The 21,040-nt window shown below is 69.7% G+C and carries 19 protein-coding genes; 2 read left to right on the forward strand and 17 right to left on the reverse strand.

Features of this window, described 5'->3' with window-relative positions; genetic code table 11:
- Positions 1-2: 2 nt before the first annotated feature.
- Positions 3-644 (forward strand): GerMN domain-containing protein, encoded by a 642-nt coding sequence (locus OH802_RS24440; RefSeq protein WP_406022951.1) that lies wholly within the window; start codon positions 3-5, stop codon positions 642-644.
- A gap of 18 nt (positions 645-662) precedes the next feature.
- Here the strand turns inward: OH802_RS24440 and dapB are convergent, their stop codons facing one another.
- Positions 663-1,409 (reverse strand): 4-hydroxy-tetrahydrodipicolinate reductase, encoded by a 747-nt coding sequence (gene dapB / locus OH802_RS24445; RefSeq protein WP_406022953.1) that lies wholly within the window; start codon positions 1,407-1,409, stop codon positions 663-665.
- Between the two features lie 179 nt (positions 1,410-1,588).
- On the opposite strand from dapB, the gene OH802_RS24450 reads away from it, so the two are divergent.
- Complete coding sequence (locus OH802_RS24450; RefSeq protein ID WP_229788274.1) at positions 1,589-2,056, forward strand: trans-aconitate 2-methyltransferase; 468 nt, start codon at positions 1,589-1,591, stop codon at positions 2,054-2,056.
- Between the two features lie 154 nt (positions 2,057-2,210).
- Here OH802_RS24450 and OH802_RS24455 read toward each other — a convergent pair whose 3' ends face one another.
- The 16 genes from OH802_RS24455 to rimP form a co-directional block, all read right to left on the reverse strand.
- Positions 2,211-3,581 carry a M16 family metallopeptidase gene (locus OH802_RS24455; RefSeq protein ID WP_406022955.1) on the reverse strand — a complete coding sequence of 457 codons (1,371 nt, stop codon included), beginning with the start codon at positions 3,579-3,581 and terminating at the stop codon, positions 2,211-2,213.
- The gene (locus tag OH802_RS24460) at positions 3,578-5,839 is read right to left on the reverse strand and encodes a polyribonucleotide nucleotidyltransferase (RefSeq protein ID WP_406022957.1); all 2,262 of its coding nucleotides are present in this window, start codon (positions 5,837-5,839) and stop codon (positions 3,578-3,580) included. Before OH802_RS24460 ends, OH802_RS24455 begins: the two co-directional genes overlap by 4 nt.
- 266 nt (positions 5,840-6,105) lie before the next feature.
- Positions 6,106-7,290 (reverse strand): molybdopterin-dependent oxidoreductase, encoded by a 1,185-nt coding sequence (locus tag OH802_RS24465; RefSeq protein ID WP_406022959.1) that lies wholly within the window; start codon positions 7,288-7,290, stop codon positions 6,106-6,108.
- Between the two features lie 23 nt (positions 7,291-7,313).
- Positions 7,314-9,401: an MMPL family transporter gene (locus tag OH802_RS24470; protein ID WP_406022961.1), complete on the reverse strand. Its 2,088-nt coding sequence runs from the start codon at positions 9,399-9,401 to the stop codon at positions 7,314-7,316.
- 128 nt (positions 9,402-9,529) lie between these two features.
- A complete protein-coding gene (gene rpsO / locus OH802_RS24475; RefSeq protein WP_008363208.1) occupies positions 9,530-9,805 on the reverse strand; it encodes a 30S ribosomal protein S15 in 276 nt (91 codons plus the stop codon).
- A 300-nt stretch (positions 9,806-10,105) separates the two neighbouring features.
- On the reverse strand, positions 10,106-11,269 hold the full coding sequence (locus tag OH802_RS24480) for a hypothetical protein (RefSeq protein ID WP_406022963.1): 1,164 nt from the start codon (positions 11,267-11,269) through the stop codon (positions 10,106-10,108).
- Positions 11,266-11,592: a PadR family transcriptional regulator gene (locus tag OH802_RS24485; RefSeq protein ID WP_045548854.1), complete on the reverse strand. Its 327-nt coding sequence runs from the start codon at positions 11,590-11,592 to the stop codon at positions 11,266-11,268. Before OH802_RS24485 ends, OH802_RS24480 begins: the two co-directional genes overlap by 4 nt.
- A 116-nt stretch (positions 11,593-11,708) precedes the next feature.
- Positions 11,709-12,578 carry a hypothetical protein gene (locus tag OH802_RS24490; RefSeq protein ID WP_406022966.1) on the reverse strand — a complete coding sequence of 290 codons (870 nt, stop codon included), beginning with the start codon at positions 12,576-12,578 and terminating at the stop codon, positions 11,709-11,711.
- Between the two features lie 48 nt (positions 12,579-12,626).
- Entirely contained in the window at positions 12,627-13,574 is a 948-nt protein-coding gene (locus OH802_RS24495; RefSeq protein WP_406022968.1) for a bifunctional riboflavin kinase/FAD synthetase, read from the reverse strand.
- Positions 13,575-13,741: 167 nt separating this feature from the next.
- On the reverse strand, positions 13,742-14,647 hold the full coding sequence (gene truB, locus OH802_RS24500; protein WP_406022970.1) for a tRNA pseudouridine(55) synthase TruB: 906 nt from the start codon (positions 14,645-14,647) through the stop codon (positions 13,742-13,744).
- Positions 14,644-15,099, reverse strand: coding sequence for a 30S ribosome-binding factor RbfA (gene rbfA, locus OH802_RS24505; protein ID WP_406022972.1), 456 nt, complete (start codon positions 15,097-15,099; stop codon positions 14,644-14,646). Before rbfA ends, truB begins: the two co-directional genes overlap by 4 nt.
- A gap of 83 nt (positions 15,100-15,182) precedes the next feature.
- On the reverse strand, positions 15,183-18,119 hold the full coding sequence (infB, locus tag OH802_RS24510; RefSeq protein WP_406022974.1) for a translation initiation factor IF-2: 2,937 nt from the start codon (positions 18,117-18,119) through the stop codon (positions 15,183-15,185).
- A 93-nt stretch (positions 18,120-18,212) separates the two neighbouring features.
- Positions 18,213-18,560, reverse strand: a complete 348-nt coding sequence (locus OH802_RS24515; RefSeq protein WP_355229133.1) for a YlxR family protein — start codon at positions 18,558-18,560, stop codon at positions 18,213-18,215.
- A 94-nt stretch (positions 18,561-18,654) separates the two neighbouring features.
- Positions 18,655-19,488: an alpha/beta fold hydrolase gene (locus tag OH802_RS24520; protein ID WP_406022976.1), complete on the reverse strand. Its 834-nt coding sequence runs from the start codon at positions 19,486-19,488 to the stop codon at positions 18,655-18,657.
- Positions 19,489-19,523: 35 nt separating this feature from the next.
- Positions 19,524-20,501, reverse strand: a complete 978-nt coding sequence (gene nusA, locus OH802_RS24525; RefSeq protein ID WP_378673309.1) for a transcription termination factor NusA — start codon at positions 20,499-20,501, stop codon at positions 19,524-19,526.
- 3 nt (positions 20,502-20,504) lie between these two features.
- The gene (rimP, locus tag OH802_RS24530) at positions 20,505-20,987 is read right to left on the reverse strand and encodes a ribosome maturation factor RimP (protein ID WP_406022978.1); all 483 of its coding nucleotides are present in this window, start codon (positions 20,985-20,987) and stop codon (positions 20,505-20,507) included.
- Positions 20,988-21,040: the final 53 nt, after the last annotated feature.

The following is a 21,040-nucleotide window of genomic DNA, read 5'->3' on the forward strand; positions in this document are numbered from 1 at the left end:
CGGTGCGTACGTCCTGGGCTGCGGGCGCCGCCGGCCTCCTCCTGCTCGCGGTGGCGTCGTGCGGAGTCCCCGACGACGACGAGGTACGCACCGTCGACCCTTCGGAGGTGCCGTACCACCTGCTCGAGGACGTGGACGACGTCCCCTCGGGCGCGGCGAGCGGTCTCGCCGGTCCCCGGCTCTACTGGGTCGACGCCGAGGGCCGGCTCGTCGGCCGGCCGGCGGCGAGCTTCTGCGCGAAGACCCTCGCAGGCGTCGCCAGGAACATCCTCGGCCAGCTCGGCGACGGGCCCTCGGCCCGCGACCTGGGCTCCGGCCTCGGCACGGCCCTGCCTCCGGAGAGATGGCTGAAGCTCGTGGCGATCACCCACCGCACCGCCCACCTCCGCGTCTCCATCGACGACACGATCGCCACCAACCGGGTCGTGCTCGCGACGGCGCAGACGGTGCTGTCGCTGACCTCGATCCCCGGCGTGGACCGGGTGGAGATGGAGTACGACGCCGGGCCGCTGCAGGTACCGCGGTCCTCGGGTGAGCTCGCCGACGGACCGCTGCGGCACGACGACTACCGCAGCCTGCTCGCCGACCCCGCCGAGCAGCCCAAGGACGAGTCGCTCGAGCCCAGCGACCTCTGCCCGGGCTGAACTGACTCCCCGGCGGTCTCAGACGAGACCGAGGACTTCCTCCAGGCCGACCGTGAGCCCCGGCCGCGAGCCGATACCGCGGATCGCGGCGAGTACGCCGTGGGCGAAGGAGGCGTGCGAGAGCGAGTCGTGACGGATGGTCAGGAGCTCGCCGACACCGCCGAGGATGACCTCCTGGTGGGCGACCGATCCCGACATCCGCAGGGAGTGGACCGGGATGCCGTCCACAGAGGCCCCACGGGCCCCGTCGAGGGCCGAGGTGGTCGCGTCGGGCGCCGGGTCCACCCCCGCCTCGCGGCGCGCCGCAGCGACGAGCTCGGCGGTCCTGCGTGCCGTACCCGAAGGAGCGTCGGCCTTCCGCTCGTGGTGGGTCTCGACGATCTCCACCGACGGGAAGTGGGCGGCGGCGAGCTCGGCGAACCGCATCATCAGCACCGCGCCGACCGAGAAGTTGGGCACCACCATCGCGCCGACGCCCGGGTTCCTCGCCAGCCAGGTCTCGAGCTGCTCGACGCGGTCGGGCCCGAAGCCCGAGGTGCCGATCACCGTGTGCACGCCGTGGGACAGGCAGAACTCCGCGTTGCCCATCACCGCCTCGAGCGTGGTGACGTCGACGGCCACCTCGGCACCGGCGTCGGTGATCGCCGAGAGCTCGTCGTCACGACCGATCCTGGCGACGAGCTCCAGGTCATCGGCGGACTCGACGGCCTCGCAGACCGCCGAACCGAGCTTGCCACGTGCACCGAGAACAGCCACCTTAGTCATGAGGCCACACCTTATAGATCACGCTCCAGCAACGATCGACCACCATCCGGTGAACAAATTGCGAGGCTTGTTCAGAGCTTGTCGAAGGGGCTGTGAGCGGAACGGTATGAGGATCTGGCAGTCTTGGACCCATGGTGGTGCAGACGATCCCTGCTCGGATCCGTTGGGCCGTTGATTTCATGGACATTCAACCGAACGATCATGTCCTTGAGATCGGCTGTGGCCCGGGGGCTGGTGCCGAGCTGATCTGTAGCCGGCTGGAGACCGGAAAGCTATTTGCGATCGACCGCTCGGAGTCGGGTGTCGATCGTACGAAGCGACGCTGCGCGAAGTACCTGGAGGCAGGACGCCTCACGGTTCGCCAGATCGACCTCGCGACGCTGCGGGTCCCGGTCAAGCGGCTGACGAAGGTGTTCGCGTTCAACGTCAACCTGTTCTGGGTGCGTGACGCATCCGCCGAGATAGCGCTGCTCCATGAGCGCGTACTCCCCGGCGGCACCGTCAACCTCTTCTACGAGGCCACCCAGCGCGAGCAGGTCCCCGAGATCGTCGAGAAGGCGAGCAAGGCCCTGGCCGACGCCGGGTTCCGCGTCTCCATCGTCGACTCCAAGGTCCCCGCCGCCGTCGGGATCATCGGCAAGCGCTGACCCAGATCGCGCCGAGACGACTGGAGCGAGGTCGAGCGGCGAGCTTGCTCGTCCGCTCGCGCCGAGCGAAGGAGTAACCGCGCGAAGCGCGGAGTCGGCTCGTCATGACGAGCCGACTCGACCGGAAGTCCGGTCAGGACGCGCCGACTCGGCGTCAGGCCGGTCCCACTACCGCCAGGATCTCGGGCCGGGTGAGGATCTCGGCGGCAACCTCACGGCACTCCTCCAGAGTGACCGCGTCGATCCGCGCCAGCACCTCGTCGATCGAGTAGAGCTCGCGGTGGACCAGCTCGGCGCGGCCGATGCGGGACATCCGGGAGGCAGAGTCCTCCAGGCCCAGCACGAGGCCGCCACGCAGCTGGCCCTTGCCGAGCTCGAGCTCCTCGGCGGTGATGCCGTCGCGGGCTACGGCGGCCAGCTCGGAGCGTACGACCTCGAGGACCTCGTCGAGCTTGGCCGGCAGGCAGCCGACCTGGACCCCGAAGAGACCCGTCTCGGCGTGGCTGTAGGCGTAGGAGAAGACCGAGTAGGCCAGGCCCCGGTGTTCGCGGACCTCCTGGAAGAGCCGTGAGGAGGTCGCGCCGCCGACGGCGGTGTTGACCACCTCGAAGGCGAAGCGGCGGTCGTCGCCACGCTGCAGCCCCTCACGGGCCAGGATGACGTTGACCTGCTCCAGCGGCCGCTGGGCGCTGATCTCGCCGGGTGCGACCTCGAGCGGCGACCCCTCACGCGGAGGCACCGGCGCGGCCGATCCCCGCAGGAAGCCCGAGCCGGAGAACGCCTTCTCCACCATCGCCACGACCTCGTCGTGGTCGACGTTGCCGGCGACCGAGACGACCATCCTGGGCGCCACGTAGTGGGCTCGGTAGAAGTCGTTGATCTCCTCGCGGGTCAGCGCGGCGATCGAGGCCTCCGTGCCGGCGATGCCCCGCCCGAGCGGTGTCTCGGCACCCCACGCCTGCGCGGAGACGAGGTTGTGGATCACGTCGTCGGGGTCGTCGTCGTGCATCGCGATCTCGTCGAGGATCACGTCACGCTCGGCCTCCACGTCCTCCCCCGTGATCAGCGAGGAGGTCAGCATGTCGCCCACGACGTCGATCGCCAGCGGCAGGTCGACGTCGAGCACCCGCGCGTGGAAGCACGTGTATTCCTTGGCGGTGTAGGCGTTGAACTCCCCACCGACGCGGTCCAACGAGGAGGAGATCTCCAAGGCCGTACGCGACGGGGTGCCCTTGAACAGCAGGTGCTCGAGGAAGTGGGAGCAGCCGTGCTGACGCGCGGTCTCGTCGCGGGACCCGACGCCGATGAAGACGCCGATGGCGGCCGAACGGACCCCGGCCATCTGCTCGGTCACGATCCGCAGACCCGAGGGATGGACCGTGCGGCGTACGAGCGACGTCACCGCGCCGTTGACCTCGGTCTGCTCGAGCGTGACGGTGGTGCCGGGCTCCTGGTTATAGCCGGAGGACCGGCCGACACCTGCGTGTCGACCGGTCCCCCGGGTGGTGCGTGACGCCAAGGTCACTCCTCGTCTGCGGCCTCGGTGGCGGTCTCCGCAGGAGTCTCCTCGGAAGGAGCCTCCTCCTCGAGCACCGGGGCCAGCGAGAGCTTGCCGCGGTCGTCGATCTCGGCGATCTCGACCTGGATCTTCTGGCCGACCTCGACGACGTCCTCCACCGACTCGACCCGCTTGCCGCCGTTGAGGGCGCGCAGCTTGGTGATGTGGAGCAGGCCGTCCTTGCCCGGGAGCAGGGCGACGAACGCGCCGAAGTTGGTCGTCTTCACGACCGTGCCGAGGTAGCGCTCGCCGACCTCGGGCATGGTCGGGTTGGCGATCGCGTTGACCGCCGCACGGGCGGCCTCGGCGGCGCCGCCGTCGGTCGCACCGATGAGCACCGTGCCGTCGTCCTCGATGGAGATCTGGGCGCCGGTGTCGTCCTGGATCTGGTTGATGACCTTGCCCTTGGGCCCGATCAGCTCGCCGATCTTGTCGACGGGGACCTTCACGGTGATGATCCGCGGAGCGGTCGCAGCCATCTCCTCGACGCCACCGATGGCCTCGTGCATGACGTCCAGGATGGTCGTACGCGCGTCCTTGGCCTGGTTGAGGGCCTGAGCGAGGACCTCGGCCGGGATGCCGTCGAGCTTGGTGTCGAGCTGCAGCGCGGTCACGAACTCCGCGGTGCCGGCGACCTTGAAGTCCATGTCTCCGAAGGCGTCCTCGGCACCGAGAATGTCGGTCAGCGCGACGTACTTCGTCTCGCCGTCGATCTCACCGGAGATCAGGCCCATCGCGATGCCGGCGACCGGAGCCTTGAGCGGGACACCGGCGTTGAGCAGCGACATCGTCGAGGCGCAGACCGAGCCCATCGAGGTGGAGCCGTTGGAGCCCATCGCCTCGGAGAGCTGGCGGATCGCGTAGGGGAACTCCTCGCGGCTCGGGAGCACCGGCAGGAGCGCGCGGCGGGCGAGCGCACCGTGGCCGACCTCGCGACGCTTGGGCGAGCCCACGCGGCCGGTCTCACCGGTGGAGAACGGCGGGAAGATGTACTTGTGCATGTAGCGACGGTGCTTCTCCGGGGAGAGCGTGTCGAGCTGCTGCTCCATCTTGAGCATGTCGAGGGTGGTGACACCCAGGATCTGGGTCTCGCCGCGCTCGAAGAGCGCCGAGCCGTGGACCCGCGGGATCACGCCGACCTCGGAGTGCAGCGGACGGATGTCGGCCAGGCCACGACCGTCGATGCGGACCTTGTCGCGCAGGACCTGGGTGCGGATGGCCTTCTTGGTGATGGCCTTGTACGCCGCACCGATCTCGCCCTCGCGACCCTCGAACTGGGCGCCGATCTTCTCGAGCAGGGCGAGCTTGATCCGATCGCCCTCCTCCTCGCGCTCCAGCTTGGTCAGGACGCGCTCGCGCGAGCCCTTGACGCTGTAGAGGTCGGTGACGTCGGCGCCGACGGTGGCCTCGACGGCCTCGTAGACGTCGTCCTGGAAGTCCAGGAAGACCGGGAAGTCCTGAACCGGCTTGGCGGCCTGCTTGGCCAGCTCGGCCTGGGCCTCGACCAGCTGCTTGATGAACGGCTTGGCGGCGTCGATACCACCAGCCACGATGGCCTCGTTCGGGGCCTGGGTGCCGGACTGGACGAGCTCCCAGGCGACCTCGGTGGCCTCGGCCTCGACCATCATGATGGCGACGTCACCGGTCTCGGTGACACGGCCGGCCACGACCATGTCGAAGACGGCGTTCTCGAGCTGGCTGTGCGACGGGAAGGCGACCCACTGGCCCTCGATCAGGGCGACGCGTACGCCGCCGACCGGGCCGGAGAACGGCAGGCCGGAGAGCTGGGTCGACATCGACGCGGCGTTGATCGCGAGCACGTCGTAGGGCTGGTCGGGGTCGAGCGCCATGACGGTGATGACGACCTGGACCTCGTTGCGCAGACCCTTCTTGAAGGTCGGGCGCAGCGGGCGGTCGATCAGGCGGCAGGTGAGGATCGCGTCCTCGCCCGGGCGACCCTCGGAGCGGAAGAAGGAGCCGGGGATCTTGCCCGCGGCGTACATCCGCTCCTCGACGTCGATGGTGAGCGGGAAGAAGTCGAAGTGGTCCTTCGGCTGCTTGGAGGCGGTGGTCGCCGAGAGCAGCATCGTCTCGTCGTCGAGGTAGGCGGTCACGGAACCCGCGGCCTGCCGGGCGAGCAGCCCGGTCTCGAACTTGACGGTGCGGGTGCCGAACTTGCCGTTGTCGATGGTCGTCTCGACGGCAGTGATGACTGGTTCAGTCAAGGATTCGTCCTTGTCTAGGTCTCGGAGCGCCCCCGCGCCGGGCGTGTGCACTCGTTGTGCACGGGGCCGGTCTTCGATCGAGACCCTCAGGTCCGCGACGGACCTGGGAATCACTACCGAGGACCGAGCCGGACGGGCGGGCCGCTCCTGGTGATGTGTTCCATTTTCCGAGTGCCTGCGCGGCTGGCGCTAGCACTCATCGCTCAGCCTATCCGTCCCCTGCCCGAAATGCGGAACGGAGGCACGCGCGTGCCTCGGCGACGACATCACACGACGGTGACGGGGTGACGTACGACGGCGTCGAAGAGGTAGCCGCCGGGATTGTGGGCGGCGACGTCCGGCTGGGTGCGGCCGGCCCGGTCGGTTGCCCGGACGAGGATCTCGTACGCCCCCGGCTCGGGGTTGCGCCAGGTGTGGTCCCACTGCGCCCAGCCGAGGCCGTGGCCGCCGGTCGGACGACCGGGCGCGTGCGGAACCGCCCGCGCCCAGGTCTCTCCCCCGTCGGTGCTGATCTCGACGCGCGCGATCGGCGCGGCACCGGACCAGGAGCGGCCGCTCAGCACAATCCGGTCGCCGGTCGGGATCTCTGCGTTCCACTCGAGCTCGAGGGCGGAGCGGACCGGGTTGACGGTGAGCGGGCCGTCGACGTTGTACCACTTCGTGTCCCACGGCGAGGTCAGCACGCTCGTGGACACCTCCAGCGAGCCGAGCCACTTGATGCTCGCGATGCCGATCCAGCCGGGCAGCAGCAGCCGTAGCGGGAAGCCGTGGTCGGGCAGCAGGTCCTCACCGTTGGCGCCCCAGACGAGCAGGGCGTCGTCGAAGGCCTTCTCGATCGGGAACGGGCGCCGCACCCGGCCGTAGTCGACGCCTTTGTCCACATAGCTGGCGTCGAGCCCGCTCGCCTGCACCGAGACCGAGTCCTGACGGATGCCGACAGCGGTCAGGACGTCCGCCAGGCGTACGCCCTTCCAGCGGACCGCGCCCACCGCTCCCAGCGTCCACTTGGTACCGCTGACCTCCTGGCCCTGCTGGGTGGTGAAGAAGCTGCGGCCGTTGCCGGTGCACTCGTGCACCGAGGTCGTCTCGACGTGCCGGAAGGCCTTGAGGTCGTCGAGAGTGAGCTTGACGCCGGCCGGATCGCGCAGCCCGTCACCGAAGATCTCCAGCTCGTACGTCTCCGGGTCGATCTGCGGGGTCGCGGTGTGGTTGCGCACGAAGAGGTCGGCCTGCGGGGTCAGGTAGCGGCGCGGGTCGACCGAGTCCCAGCGGGTCTCGGCGTTGGTGCCGTAGTCGATGAACCGCTCGACGGGCAGCGGCTTGAGGATCGCCGGAGCACCCGCGGCGGCGCCGGCCGTCACCGAGTCAGTGACCTGGGTGGCGCCCACCGCTGCCGCCCCGAGCGCCGCGGTGGTGAGGAAGGTGCGTCGGTTCAGACCTGGGGACGTCATGCCGGGATATTAACATGACCAACTTACTCTTGTTTAGGTTTCGCCAGTCGACTCGGCCACCAGATCCGGTCGCCGGCATCGAGATTGATGGCGGTGACCAGGATCGACCGGACGATCATCGTGTCGAGCATGACCCCCAGCGCCACGGTCACCCCGATCTCGGCCAGGAAGACCATCGGCAGCGAGCCGAGCACCAGGAACGTCGCCGCGAGGACGACGCCCGCCGAGGTGATCACGCCACCGGTCGAGGTCAGGCCGACGAGCGACCCCGCCCGGGTGCCGAGGACCTGCGCCTCCTCACGCACCCTGGTCATCAGGAAGATGTTGTAGTCGATGCCCAGCGCGACCAGGAACACGAAGGCGAACAGCGGGAACCCCGGGTCCGTGCCGGCGAAGCCGAAGACGAACTCGAAGAGCAGCACCGATATGCCGAGTGCTGCCCCGAACGACAGGATCACCGTGCCGAGCAGGATCAACGGGGCGACCAGCGCCCGCAGGAGCACCATCAACACCAGCAGCACGACCAGCAGGACGATCGGGATGATCACCAGGTTGTCGCGCTGACTGGCATCGAGGGTGTCGAGCATCATCGCCGAGGTCCCGGTGACCAGCGCGCCCGAGCCATCCACCTCCTGCACCGACGAGCGTGCGGCGGCCACGATGTCGTACGCCTGGGGCGAGGTCACGTCAGCGTCCACCACCGCCGCGATCGCGACGACACCGTCCTGCGGCGGGCCGAGCGGGAAGCTCACCATCTCCCCCGCCGGGGTCTCGGTGGGCACCAGCCCGTCGACGCCGTCGAGCGCCTGCTGCACCTGCTCCTGCGCCGCCGCGTCGGCGACCACGAGGATCTGGTTGGACTGGTCGGCCATCTCGTGGTCGACCAGCACCTGCTGGCCGGTGATCGAGTCGAACTCCTTGGTGTAGGTCTCGTCCGATGCCAGTCCGTTGGCGTCGAGCCGGAACAGGCCGAGGCAGGCGAGGAGCAGAAGGCCGGTCGTCACCACCCAGACCCTGCGCGGCCGGACCGAGATCATCCGGCCGACTCTCGCCCACAGTCCGGTACCGGTCGGGTCCGCCGACCCGAACGCCGGACGCTTCGGCCAGAAGACCCAGCGGCCGCAGATGACCAGCAGGGCAGGCAGGAGGGTGACCATCACCAGATAGGTCACCCCGATCCCGACGGCCACGACCGGCCCCATCCCGGAGGTCGAGTTCATCTCCGCGAAGGTCAGGCAGAGCATGGCCAGGGCGACCGTCACGGCGCTGGCGAGGATCGCCGGGGCGGCACGGTGCAGGGCATGCGCCATCGCGTCGTGACGGTCCTCGAAGTTGCGCAGCTCCTCGCGGTAGCGGGAGACCAGCAGCAGGGCGTAGTCGGTGCCGGCACCGATCGCCAGGATGCTCAAGATGGCCTGGCTCTGGCCGTTGACGGTCAGCCCCGCCTCCTTCGCCAGGAAGTAGACCAGGCCCATCGTCACGCCCAGGCCGACCACCACCGAGACGATCGGGAAGAGCCAGAGCACGGGGCTGCGATAGACGAACAGCAAGATGACCACGACCACCGCGAGCGCGGCCAGCAGGAGCGTCGAGTCGATGCCGCCGAACGCCTCCGCCGCATCGGCCGCGGAGCCACCCTGGCCGGTGACGTGCAGCCGTACGCCGTCGTGATCGGCGATCCCGCGGACCTCGTCGACGAGGTCGGGCATCTTGTTCCAGCCGTCGGAGCCGAGGTCGAAGGTCACGGTGAGCTGGGCGACCTCGCCGTCCTCGGACAACCGCGGCGGCTCGATCTCGCCCTCGACCCCGTCGAGACCGCCGAGCTCGGCGATGTCACCCGAGGCGACCGCGGCGAGGTCGGCTCCGGTGGTGGTGGTCGAGGTGTAGACGAGCGTGGTGGGGATCGCGTTGGGGTTCTGGAAGGGGCTCATCTTGTCGAACCCGCGGGTCGACTCCGCCGACTCCGGCAGCCAGGAGCTGGCCTCGTTGTTCTGCACCTCGGTCAGCTTCCCGGCGAACCCGCCGAGGGCGACCACGGCGAGCAGCCAGAAGACCACCACGACGTACTTGGTCTTCGGCCCGGTCAGTTTGCCCGCAATCTGTCGATGCACGGTCTCCACACTGCGCCTGATTCACCCGAGAACGGGCAGGAATGCCCACTCGGGCCCAACCTTCCCTAAAACAGGCGAACGGGCCGCCCCCGATGTGGGGGCGGCCCGTTGCTGCGAAGATCAGGAGATCAACGACGAAGGCCGAGCTTCTCGATGATCGAGCGGTAGCGCTCGATGTCCTTCTTCTGAAGGTAGTTGAGAAGGCGGCGGCGCTGGCCGACGAGCAGCAGCAGACCACGACGGCTGTGGTGGTCGTGCTTGTGCTCCTTGAGGTGGTCGGTCAGGTGGGAGATGCGGTGCGACAGCAGCGCGATCTGCACCTCCGGCGAGCCGGTGTCACCCTCGGTCGTGGCGTACTCGGCGATGATCTTCTTCTTGGTCTCCGCGTCAGTTCCAACTGCCATGCGAAGGCTCCCTTCCGGCCCGAAGGCCTACTCGTTGCGCGGCGCGCCCGGGCCTGTTCACCGGGGCACTCTTGGTCCGCGGCCGATTTCACGGCTTGAGCCGCCGACCCCCATGGGTCGACAACCCGAGAAGATTAACAGCGAGCCGGCGTACGCCCCGAATCGCCGCCGGATCAGGCCACGAGCACGAGACGCGCCACCAGCCGGCGCAACCTCCACCAGAACTTCATCACTCTCCCCCTCGTCTCTCCCACCACTGGGTTCGACGCTGTGGAGCCGGGTTCGGTTGCATCGGTCAGCTCATGGTTTCTCAGCGGCGCTCGGCGAGGCGCTCGGTGAAGCGCTCGGGAAGGTCGTCGTGATCCCGGGAAGCGACGCCTTCGGTACGGTCGCCAGCGGCGGCTCCTGGATCACCGGTGCGTCCTCGCTCCCGTCCGCGAACGCGTTCGGGTCGAGCGCCGTGTCCGGCTGAACCCGGCTGGGCAGCGGGAAGACGTTGTAGAGTTGCGCGGCACCGTTGGACCACGGGTAGAAGATCCGCGGCTGCAGCGGCTCACCGGTCATCTCGTCGGTGCAGACCACCTCGGCCATGTCGAGCTCGTCGCCGGTGACCGGCGGGAGCGGAGCGGTGGACGTCGAGGTGCAGTCGGGCTGGGTGACGACGTCGATCGGCTTCCCCTCCTGGTCGAAGAGCTGGACGCCGGTCAGCGGCTTGCCCGAGGCGTCGTACGGGTAGATGTTGCTGACCCACTTCCCGTTGGCGTAGATCCCGGCCTGCTCGTCCATCGGCGCGGCGTACCCGCCGCCGGCGCCGGCCTCGTCGAAGCCGTCGCTCCAGCCACGGTCGTAGGCGGTGCTGCCACCACCCCCGCTCGCCCAGGTCATGAAGAGCACGAACGCGGCGAACGTGTTCAGACCCAGGAGCACGACCCGTGCGGCGGTCCCCCGCTCACCACCGGGCCAGACGCGACCGGCGCCGATGAACATGCTGACCGCCACCGCGACGATGAGGAGCAGCACGGCCGGGGCGCTCGACATGCTCCACCCGAACATCGCCGAGACCAGCCAGGCCGCGGCCCAGGCACGCACGATCCACCACAGCGGCCGCAGCCAGGCGACCACCGGCCCCAGGTCCGTACGCAGCAGCTCACCGAGCTTGGCGACCGCCGCGTCGAAGCGGTCGTGGCCGGCGTCCAGGAGCCCGTCGACCCGCTCCCCGAACCCCCGAGGCGCCTTCACGCCCACGGGGATGCCCGCGGCGGCCCGCAGCTCCTTGGCGTACTCGACCGGGTCGCCGAGCGCGTCGGGACCGCGCTCCTCGACCAGCTCGGTGAAGTCGGCCTCGAGCCCGTCGGTGATGTCGCTGAGCACCTCCGGGTCGAGGTCGTCGAGCTCGCGGCGTACGCGAGCCAGGAAGAGCCGCACCTCCGGCGCGACGTTGGCCTCGGCATCTGTGGTCGTCATGCGCTTGCCCCTCGGAGGATCTCGGTGACGGTGGTGGAGAAGTGGGACCAGTCCTCGCTCTGCTGCTTGAGCTGGCCTTGCCCGGCAGGTGTGATGCCGTAGTACTTGCGGTGCGGACCGGACTCCGACGGGACGACGTAGGAGGTCAGGGCGCCGGCGGCGTACAGCCGCCGCAGGGTGCCGTAGACCGACGCGTCGCCGACGTCCGTGAGCCCGCTGTCGCGGAGCTTGCGGACGATGTCATAGCCGTACGCGTCCTCGCCGTCGACGACGGCCAGGACGGTCAGGTCGAGCACCCCTTTGAGCAGCTGGGTGGTATCCATGCTTGGCACACTACTACGCAGTGCGCACTACTTGCCAGAGCATTGCACCGCGCGCCGCCGAAGAGCTCAGCGACGTCGAGGAGCCGGCCCTGAATCTGGCCCTGGAACGGGCTCGGCTAGGACCGGCCGCGTACGTCGCGTACGAAGTCCTTCCAGGCGGCCGTGTCGCCGGCCGGCCCGGAGGCCCGGGTGGGGCCGGTGAAGGTGCGCACCTGGACGGGCTGAACAGGCCGCCCCGCCGGCGAGGCGGGCGCGAGGCGGGTCTGGGCGGTCGGCACCGCGACGCTGGCGCGCAGCTGCTGGCCGTAGCCACCCGGCGCTCCCCCAGGGCCGCCGGGGCCGCCGGGACCCGCGGGACCGCCAGGGCCGCCGGAGATGAGCGAGGACATCGGCGTGTACTCCTCCACCTCGTCGCTCTTGCCCGGCACCGCGAGCCAGATCAGCGCGATCAGGAACCCGGTCGCCCACCCGTAGGTCAGCCCGTACGCAGCACCCGACTCGAGCGCTTCGCCGAGCGTGGCCACGAACGACGCGGAGTTGCCGGCGAGGTAGGAGTAGAGGCTCCCTGCGACCTGTCCCGCGGCGGTGGCGACGATCGCGGCGAACCAGCAGCCGAGGAACACCGGCCAGAACGCCCGCGGCCAGATGCCGATGGTGCCGAGCCAGGTCAGCAGCCAGGTGAGCACGAAGACGGTGCCGGTGAGGACGGCGGAGTTCACCAGGTCGTCGCCGGAGAAGAGGCCGCTGAAGGAGCCGTCGCCGAAGTAGGTGAGCCGGTCGCCGAGCAGCGCGGCCACCCAGCCGGCCGAGTCGGTGCCGTTCTCCTCCATCCAGGTCGAGAACGGTGCGGAGCCGGAGAGGAACTGCAGGACCCAGAGGCCACCGGTGACCAGGACCGCGTTGAGGAAGGCCGGGATGCCGCCGCGCGGGCGCTCGGCCTCGACCTCGGTCTCGTAGGCGGACGTTGGGGTGGGGTGGGGATCCATAGCCAACAATTCAACCGCACCTGGACCCTGCTGAACAGGCCGCGGGGTCTACGGCTCGGTAAGACCCTGCTGAAGGATGGCGCGAGCCCGCACCACGTCGGCGCGCATCTGCTCGACGAGCGCGTCGATCCCCTCGAAGGCGACCATGCCGCGCAGCCGCTCCACGAAGGCGACCTCGACCTCGACGCCGTAGAGCTCGAGGTCGTCGCGGTCGAGCACGTAGGACTCGACCCGGCGCCCGACCACGCCCTCGAAGGTGGGGTTCGTGCCGACCGAGATGGCGGCGGGGAACCGCTCGCCGGTGTCGCGCCGCGTCAGCCAGCCCGCGTAGATGCCGTCGGGCGGCACCGCGGTCAGCGAGTCGGTGGGCACGTTGGCCGTCGGGAAGCCGAGCTCGCGGCCACGCTGGTCGCCCTTCACGACGACGCCGCGCACCGAGTAGGGACGGCCGAGCGCCTCGGCCGCGCCGGTGACGTCACCGGTCGCCAGACACGTACGGATGTACGTCGAGGACCACACCTGGGGCCCGCCGTCGAGCGGGATCCCCTCGGCGGAGAAGTCGTGGATCTTGCCGTAGGCGACCAGGTCGGCCACGTCGCCGGCGGCCTTGCAGCCGTAGCGGAAGTTGGCGCCGACCACGCACGCCTCGGCGTGCAGCGCGTCGACGAGCACACGCTGAGCGAAGTCGTCGGGTGACCAGTTGGCCATCTCCATGTCGAACGGCAGCGCGAGCACGGCGTCGGCACCGGCCGCGAGCAGCAGCTCGGCGCGCTCCTCCATCGTGGTGAGCACACCGGGGGCGTGCTCGGGCCGCAGCACCGCCATCGGGTGCGGGTCGAAGGTGACCGCCACCAGGGTGAGGTCCTTGGCGTCCGCCACCTCGCGCCCCCGGCGCAGCACATGCTGGTGCCCGAGATGGACGCCGTCGAAGTTGCCGACCACGACACAGGTGCGGCCGAGGTCGGCGGGCACCTCGCTCAGACTTCTCCAGAACACGCCGCCAGAATATCCACCCTCGCTCCCCTTCCCGGGATCCGGGCCACCTGACAAGCGTTCCACCTCGCCGAGACGTCACCCCCGCAGGCCGAGACGTCACTCCGGTCGGTCGAGCTGGCACGGCTGTGCCAGCTCGACCGACCGGAGTGACGTCTCGGCGTGGGTTGTCAGCCGACGAAGACAGCGGTCGCCTTGGCCGTCTCAGGCCCGACCGGCTCGTAGAGCGCGAGGAACTCGCCGTCGGGAGCGAAGACGGCGGTGAGCCCGTCGACGGTGATCTTCAGCTTCCGGCCGAAGCGGACGTCCTGCGCCTGCTCCTCGGAGAGGTCGTACGGGGTGAAGGCGGCGCGGGCAGCCTCTGCCAGGGGCAGCGCGGCGAACTCGTCGCTGAGCTCGTCGAGCGTCTTGGCGACGTCGAGGCCATAGGGTCCGACTGCGGTGCGGCGCAGCATCGTCAGGTGGCCACCGACCCCGAGCGCCGCACCGACGTCGCGGGCGATCGCGCGGATGTAGGTGCCCGAGGAGCAGCGCACGGAGATGTCGACATCGACCACGTCGCCCTCGCTGCGGAGCTCGCCGACGGTGAGCTCGTGCACCGTGACCGGCCGGGCCTTCAGCTCGACCTGCTCCCCGTCGCGTACGCGCTGGTAGGCGCGCTTCCCGTCGACCTTGATCGCCGAGACCGCGGTCGGCACCTGGAGGATGTCGCCGACCTGGGTGGCGAAGGCGCTGCGTACGCGCTCCTCGTCGATGCCCGCGGCCGAGCGCGTCTCGACGACCTCGCCCTCGGCGTCATCCGTGGTCGTCGAGACGCCCAGCCGCACCGTCGCCGAGTAGGACTTCTCGGTCAGCATCAGGTGGCCGAGGAGCCGGGTGGCGCGCTCCACCCCCAGAACGAGCACGCCGGTGGCCATCGGGTCCAGGGTGCCGGCATGCCCGACCTTGCGGGTGCCGGCCAGCCGCCGTACGCGCGCGACGACGTCGTGGGAGGTGACCCCGGCAGGCTTGTCGACGATGACCAGCCCACCAGCCGAAGCGGAGCCCGAGGAGGTTCGCGGAGCGGGGGCACTCACTCCTCGTCGTCCTCGTCCCACTCATCGTCCGCGTCGCGGGGCTTCTTGTAGGGGTCTGGCTCGCCTGCGTAGGTCTCCCCGCGCGCAGCGGCGACCGCGTCGTCCTGCGCCTTGGCGCGCGCGAGCACGTCGTCGAGGTGGCGGGCGGTCTCCGGCAGCGCGTCGTGGATGAACTCCAGCGTCGGCGCGGTGCGGGTGCCGAGCTGCTTGGCGACCTCGGAGCGGATCAGCCCCTTGGCCGACTCCAGCGCGGCGGCCGTGCCGGCCAGCTCCGCCTCCGAGTCGGCGCCCAGCACCGTGTAGAAGATCGTGGCCTGCTGGCTGTCGCCGGTCACACGTACGTCGGTGACGGTGACGAACCCGATCCGCGGATCCTTGATCCGTCGCTCCAGCATCTGCGCCACGATGACCTTGATCCGGTCAGCGATCCGGCGAACCCGTGGGCTACTCATGTTCACACTCTCTCAAATAATCGAAGTAAATCGAGACGTTGGCCGGGCCGCGACTGCGACCCGGCCAACGTCAGAGGCTCATTTCAGCCTCGGGGAATCTCCACCATCTCGAAGGCTTCGATGATGTCGCCTTCCTTGATGTCCTGGAAGTTCTTCAGGACCAGACCGCACTCGAAGCCCTCGCGGACCTCGGAGGCGTCGTCCTTCTCGCGGCGCAGCGAGGCCAGGTCGAGGTTGTCGGCCGCCACGGCGCCGTCGCGCAGGACGCGAACCTTGGCGTTGCGGCGGATGAGGCCCTCGGTGACCATACAACCGGCGATGTTTCCGGCCTTCGACGAGCGGAAGATCGCACGGATCTCCGCCTTGCCGAGGACCTTCTCCTCGTACTCCGGCTTGAGCATGCCCTTGAGGGCCGCCTCGATCTCCTCGATCGCCTGGTAGATGACCGAGTAGTAGCGGATCTCGACACCCTCGCGATCGGCCAGCTCCGTCGCCTTGCCCTGCGGGCGGACGTTGAAGCCGATGATGATCGCGTCGGAGGCAGCAGCCAGGTCGACGTTGGTCTCGGTGATCGCACCGACACCGCGGTCGATGACCCGGATGGAGACCTCGTCGCCACCCACATCGATCTTGGCCAGTGCGTCCTCGAGCGCCTCGACCGAACCGGACACGTCGCCCTTGAGGATGAGGTTGAGCTCCTGGCTCTCGCCCTTCTCCATGGAGGCCATGAAGTCCTCCAGCGTGCGGCGTACGCGGCGCTTGGCCTGCTGCGCGGCACGCTCGCGTGCCTCGCGCTTCTCGGCGATCTGGCGAGCCATCCGGTCGTCCTCGACGACCAGGAAGCTCTGACCGGCACCCGGCACCGCCGAGAGACCCAGGACCATCGCCGGACGCGACGGGGTCGCCTCGGTGATCTCGTGGCCGTACTCGTCGATCATCGCGCGGACACGGCCGTGGGCCGGACCGGCGACGATGGACTCACCCACGCGCAGCGTGCCGCGCTGGACCAGGATGGTCGCGACGGGGCCGCGACCGCGGTCGAGGTGAGCCTCGATCACGATGCCCTGCGCGTCCTGGCTGGCGTTGGCCTGCAGGTCGAGCGAGGCGTCGGCGGTCAGCACGACGGCCTCGAGAAGGCCCTCGATGTTGATCCGCGACTTCGCCGAGATCTCGACGAACATGGTGTCGCCGCCGTACTCCTCGGGGATGACGCCGTATTCGGTCAGCTGGCCACGGATCTTGGTCGGGTCCGCCTCCGGCTTGTCGATCTTGTTGATCGCGACCACGATCGGGACACCGGCCGCCTTGGCGTGGTTGAGCGCCTCGATCGTCTGCGGCATCACACCGTCATCGGCAGCGACCACGAGGACCGCGAGGTCCGAGGACTGCGAGCCACGGGCACGCATGGCGGTGAACGCCTCGTGACCCGGGGTGTCGATGAAGGTGATCTTGCGCTCTTGGCCGTCGACCTCGGTCGAGACCTGGTAGGCACCGATGTGCTGGGTGATGCCACCGGCCTCGCCCTCGATGACGTTGGCGTCACGGATCGCGTCGAGCAGCTTGGTCTTACCGTGGTCGACGTGACCCATGACGGTGACGACCGGCGGTCGGACCGTCCAGTCGGACTCGTCGCCCTCGTCGCCGAGCTCGATGTCGAAGGACTCCAGCAGCTCGCGGTCCTCGTCCTCGGGGGAGACGACCTGGACGATGTAGTTGAGCTCCTCACCGAGCAGCTCGAGGGTCTCGTCGTTGACGGACTCGGTCGCGGTGACCATCTCACCGAGGCCGAACAGCATCTGCACCAGCTGAGCCGGGTCGACGTTGATCTTCTCGGCGAAGTCGGTCAGCGAGGCGCCACGGGCGAGACGCACGGTCTCGCCGTTGCCCTTGCGTACGCGGATGCCGCCGATGGTCGGGGCCTCCATGGCCTCGAACTCCTGGCGACGCGCCCGCTTCGACTTCCGGCCACGGCGCGAAGGACCACCCGGGCGACCGAAGGCACCCTGGGTCGTTCCGCGACCACCGGGACGACCGGCACCGGGGCGACCGCCACCGGGACCGCCGCCGAAGCCGCCGCCACCCGGACGACCGGCACCGCCGCCGCCACCGGGACGACCCGGAGCACCAGCACGACCGCCGCCGCCACCGGGACGACCCGGAGCACCGGCACGACCACCGGGACCGCCGCCAGGACGGGCACCGAACGCGGCCGGGGACTTCGGCATCATCGCCGGGTTGGGACGCGGCATACCGGGACGGCCACCTGCCTGGCCACCCTCACGGGCAGCAGCAGGACGCGGCGGACGCTGGTCGCCGCCGGCCGGGGCACCGCCCTGGCCACCTTGACCCTGGCCTCCACCCTGGCCGCCGGGACGCGGACGCCCCATGCCCTGGTTGGAGGAGAACGGGTTGTTGCCCGGGCGCGGAGCGCCGGGCTTGCCGACCGGACGCGGTCCGGGACGACCGGCACCGGCGCCGCCGGTGCCACCCGCGCCACCGCGAGCCGCGGGGGTCTGCGGACGAGCGCCGGGCTTCGGGGCACCAGGCCTGGGCGCACCCGGCTTGGGAGCGGCCGAGCGGCGGTCGCCGGACGGCGCCGCGTTCGGGCTGGGCTTGGGAGCGGCCGGAGCAGCCGACGCCGCGGGGGCGACCGGCGGAGCCTCGGCCTTCTTGGCCGGGGGCTTCGGGCCGGGCTTGGGCGCAGCCGGCTTGGACGCCGCAGGCGCCTCAGCAGGCTTCTCGGGCGCCGTGTCCGCAGCCTTCTTGGGGGCCGCGGGCCTGGGAGCTGCCGGCTTGGGGCCGGGCTTGGGGGCGGCCTTCTCGTCCGAGGACGCGGAACCACCCTTGCCGCCGGCCTTCAGGCCGGGGCCGATCTCCTTGCGGAAACGCATCTCCGCAGGGAGCTCGACGGTCGAGCTCGCCGACTTGACGAACTCACCCATCTCCTTGAACTTCTCGAGAACGAACTTGCTCTCGACTCCGAACTCTTTGGCGAGTTCGTGGACTCGGGTCTTAGCCACGTTTCTCCTTCTGGCCACAGACCCAAATCCGGGTTGAAACTGTGACCACTAATGGTTGTAGAACACGCTCATCGCGAAGTACTCATCGAGTGCTCATGAGCTTTTGCTCCAGTTCCTGGTCAGTTGACCGTCGGCGACGGTCGTGGATGTGTGACGCGTGTCGAGGTAGTCCTCCACCGGTGCGCTGGAAAGCCCGCCCGGGGCCCGTAGGGCCCGGGTGAACGCCTTCCGGCGCACCGCGAGTTCGTAACACTCACGCGTGGGGTGCACATGCGCCCCTCGCCCGGGTGCGGTGGCTGTCGGATCGGGCACCACGGCCGGCTGGCCGTTGCGGTCCGAGCCGGCGGTCACCCGCAACAACTCGCGCTTGGCGGCTCGCTTCCGGCAACCCACGCACGTACGGACAGGTCCGTTCTGCGTAGTTTCTTCGAGGCGTGCCACCGATCCTTAACACTACCGCTTGCGGGGTTCGGTAGACGAAACCGGGGCACAGGTCGTTCTTATTCCGTGACCCGTCCTCACCAGATAGCGGCGGTCACAGGATCGCGGCGATCTCCGGCCAGGCCCGCAGGCCGAGCTCACGGTCGGCCGCCTCCGAACCACCCCATGCGAGCCGCTGGCTGAGCGGGAGCACCGGCTCCCCGGGCAGCACGACCCGGTGGCCGGCGTCGGGATGGGTGACCACGACCGTCTCCAGGTCGTGGGCCGTACGCCGCCGCCGGACCGCCTCGGCGGCGAGGACCGAGGGCCACAGCGCGTCGCCTCCCCCGGCGACCAGGACGACATCACCGGCGATGCGCTCGACCGGGATGGTCGCAGCGGGCACCCGGTCGGCGTACGTCTCCAGTGCCGAGAGGTAGGCCTCGCAGAACGACGGGAGCTCCCCGCCTGCCTCCTTCACCGCATCCTCGATCGCCTCGTCGTCGAACGGCACGAACGGCACCTGCTCGCCGCGCAGCGTCCACGAGGACCGCTGCGGGCGTTCGTCGCTGAGGCCCGCCCAGGAGACGTACGTCGGGGAGATCCCGACCACCGCGTCGATCTCGGGGTGCAGGGTGCCGAGCAGGAGCGCGGCCTGGGCGCCCCAGGACGTCCCGAGCACCACCAGCCGCTGGTAGCGGGAGTGGAGGTCGGCGAGGACGTCGTCGAACGTCTCCAGCGGTATCAGCCGAGCTTCGCCCGGCTGTCCGGGGCCGCCGAAGTAGCGGATCGACGCCGCCGCCACCCCGTGCGAGGCCAGCATCCGGCACCTGTCGGTCTCGATCCGCCCCGACGACCCCGACAGCACGAGTACGCCTGTGGTGGCCCCGTCCGGCTCCAGCACGACGCCCTCGGAGTCGGTCAGAGTGGTCTCACGCACGCTCGCCATGCCGCACAGGCTAGCGACCTGGCGAGCCGCGATGTTCAGGCGACCGGGGTCTCCTCGTCGGAGCGGATGTCGATGCGCCAGCCGGTCAGGCGAGCGGCCAGGCGGGCGTTCTGGCCCTCCTTGCCGATGGCCAGGGAGAGCTGGTAGTCGGGCACCACGACACGGGCCGACTTGGTCGCCTCGTCGATGATCTGCACCGAGGAGACCCGGGCCGGCGAGAGCGCGGAGGCGACGAGCACCTTCGGGTCCTCGGACCAGTCGACGATGTCGATCTTCTCGCCCTGCAGCTCGGACATGACCTGGCGGACCCGCTGGCCCATCGGGCCGATGCAGGCGCCCTTGGCGTTGACGCCGGGGACGGTCGACTTGACCGCGATCTTGGTGCGGTGGCCGGCCTCGCGGGCGATCGCGGAGATCTCGACGGTGCCGTCGGCGATCTCGGGCACCTCGAAGGAGAAGAGCTTCTTGACCAGGTTGGGGTGGGAGCGCGAGAGGGTGATCTGCGGGCCGCGCATGCCCTTGCGCACGCTGACCACGAGAGCCTTGATCCGGGTGCCGTGGCTGTAGTCCTCGCCGGGCACTCGCTCGGAGAGCGGGATGACGCCCTCGAGCCGGCCCAGGTCGACGAGCACGTCGTCGGGGTTGCGGCCCTGCTGGATGACGCCGGAGAGGATGTCGCCCTCCTTGCCGGAGAACTCGCCGAACTTCACGTCGTCCTCGGCGTCGCGCAGCCGCTGCAGCACGATCTGCTTGGCGGTCGTCGCGGCGATCCGGCCGAAGCCCTCGGGCGTGTCGTCGTACTCCCCGACGACGTTGCCCTCGTCGTCGACCTCGGCGGCCAGCACGCGTACGTGCCCGGTCTTGCGGTCCAGGTCGACCCGCGCCTTCGTCTGCGAGTCGCCGGTCTTGTGGTAGGCGGTCAGCAGCCCCTGCTCGATCGCCTCGACGAGCACATCGAGCGAGATCTCCCGCTCCCGCTCCAGCATCCGCAGGATGCTCATATCGATGTCCATGGCCTACTCCCCCTCGTCGATCCGCTTGAACTCGATCTGCACAAGCGCCTTCTTCACGTCCGCGTACGCCACATCGCGGCGCTTGCCGCTCACCTCGAGGCTCACCCGCTCGTCGTCGGACTCCTTGACCCGTCCGGTGAACGCGGAGCCGTCGGTGGTGGTGACCTTGACCAGGCGACTCTTGTTGCGGCGCCAGTGGCGCGGCAGGGTCAGCGGCCGGTCGACGCCGGGAGAGGTCACCTCGAGCGTGTAGGGCTGCTCGCCCATGACGTCGGACTCGTCGAGGACCCGGTTGACCTCACGGGTTGCCTCGGTGACCTCCTCGTGGGTGATCCCGCCGTCCTTGTCGACGGCGATCCGCAGGATCCGGCGCTTGCCGGCCGGCGTGATCTCCACGGCCTCGATGTCGAAGCCCAGGGCCTGAAGCGGGTCTGCGAGGGCCTTTTCGATGGCACTCGCGATCGCGTCCTTCCGCTCAGCACTCAACGCGATCTCCCCCTGCATCCTGTTGTCCGGTCCTGTTGTATGCGCCTCCGAGC

It is taken from the genome of Nocardioides sp. NBC_00850, assembly GCF_045207335.1.
In the GTDB taxonomy this organism is placed as follows: Bacteria; Actinomycetota; Actinomycetes; order Propionibacteriales; family Nocardioidaceae; genus Nocardioides.

What these genes read in the sequence shown, in the direction of transcription:
- dapB (WP_406022953.1), bottom strand. Translation starts at nt 1,409, where the DNA reads ATGACTAAGGTGGCTGTTCTCGGTGCACGTGGCAAGCTCGGTTCGGCG.
- OH802_RS24450 (WP_229788274.1), top strand. Translation starts at nt 1,589, where the DNA reads ATGGACATTCAACCGAACGATCATGTCCTTGAGATCGGCTGTGGCCCG.
- OH802_RS24465 (WP_406022959.1), bottom strand. Translation starts at nt 7,290, where the DNA reads ATGACGTCCCCAGGTCTGAACCGACGCACCTTCCTCACCACCGCGGCG.
- rpsO (WP_008363208.1), bottom strand. Translation starts at nt 9,805, where the DNA reads ATGGCAGTTGGAACTGACGCGGAGACCAAGAAGAAGATCATCGCCGAG.
- OH802_RS24480 (WP_406022963.1), bottom strand. Translation starts at nt 11,269, where the DNA reads ATGACGACCACAGATGCCGAGGCCAACGTCGCGCCGGAGGTGCGGCTC.
- OH802_RS24485 (WP_045548854.1), bottom strand. Translation starts at nt 11,592, where the DNA reads ATGGATACCACCCAGCTGCTCAAAGGGGTGCTCGACCTGACCGTCCTG.
- OH802_RS24490 (WP_406022966.1), bottom strand. Translation starts at nt 12,578, where the DNA reads ATGGATCCCCACCCCACCCCAACGTCCGCCTACGAGACCGAGGTCGAG.
- rbfA (WP_406022972.1), bottom strand. Translation starts at nt 15,099, where the DNA reads ATGAGTAGCCCACGGGTTCGCCGGATCGCTGACCGGATCAAGGTCATC.
- OH802_RS24520 (WP_406022976.1), bottom strand. Translation starts at nt 19,488, where the DNA reads ATGGCGAGCGTGCGTGAGACCACTCTGACCGACTCCGAGGGCGTCGTG.
- nusA (WP_378673309.1), bottom strand. Translation starts at nt 20,501, where the DNA reads ATGGACATCGATATGAGCATCCTGCGGATGCTGGAGCGGGAGCGGGAG.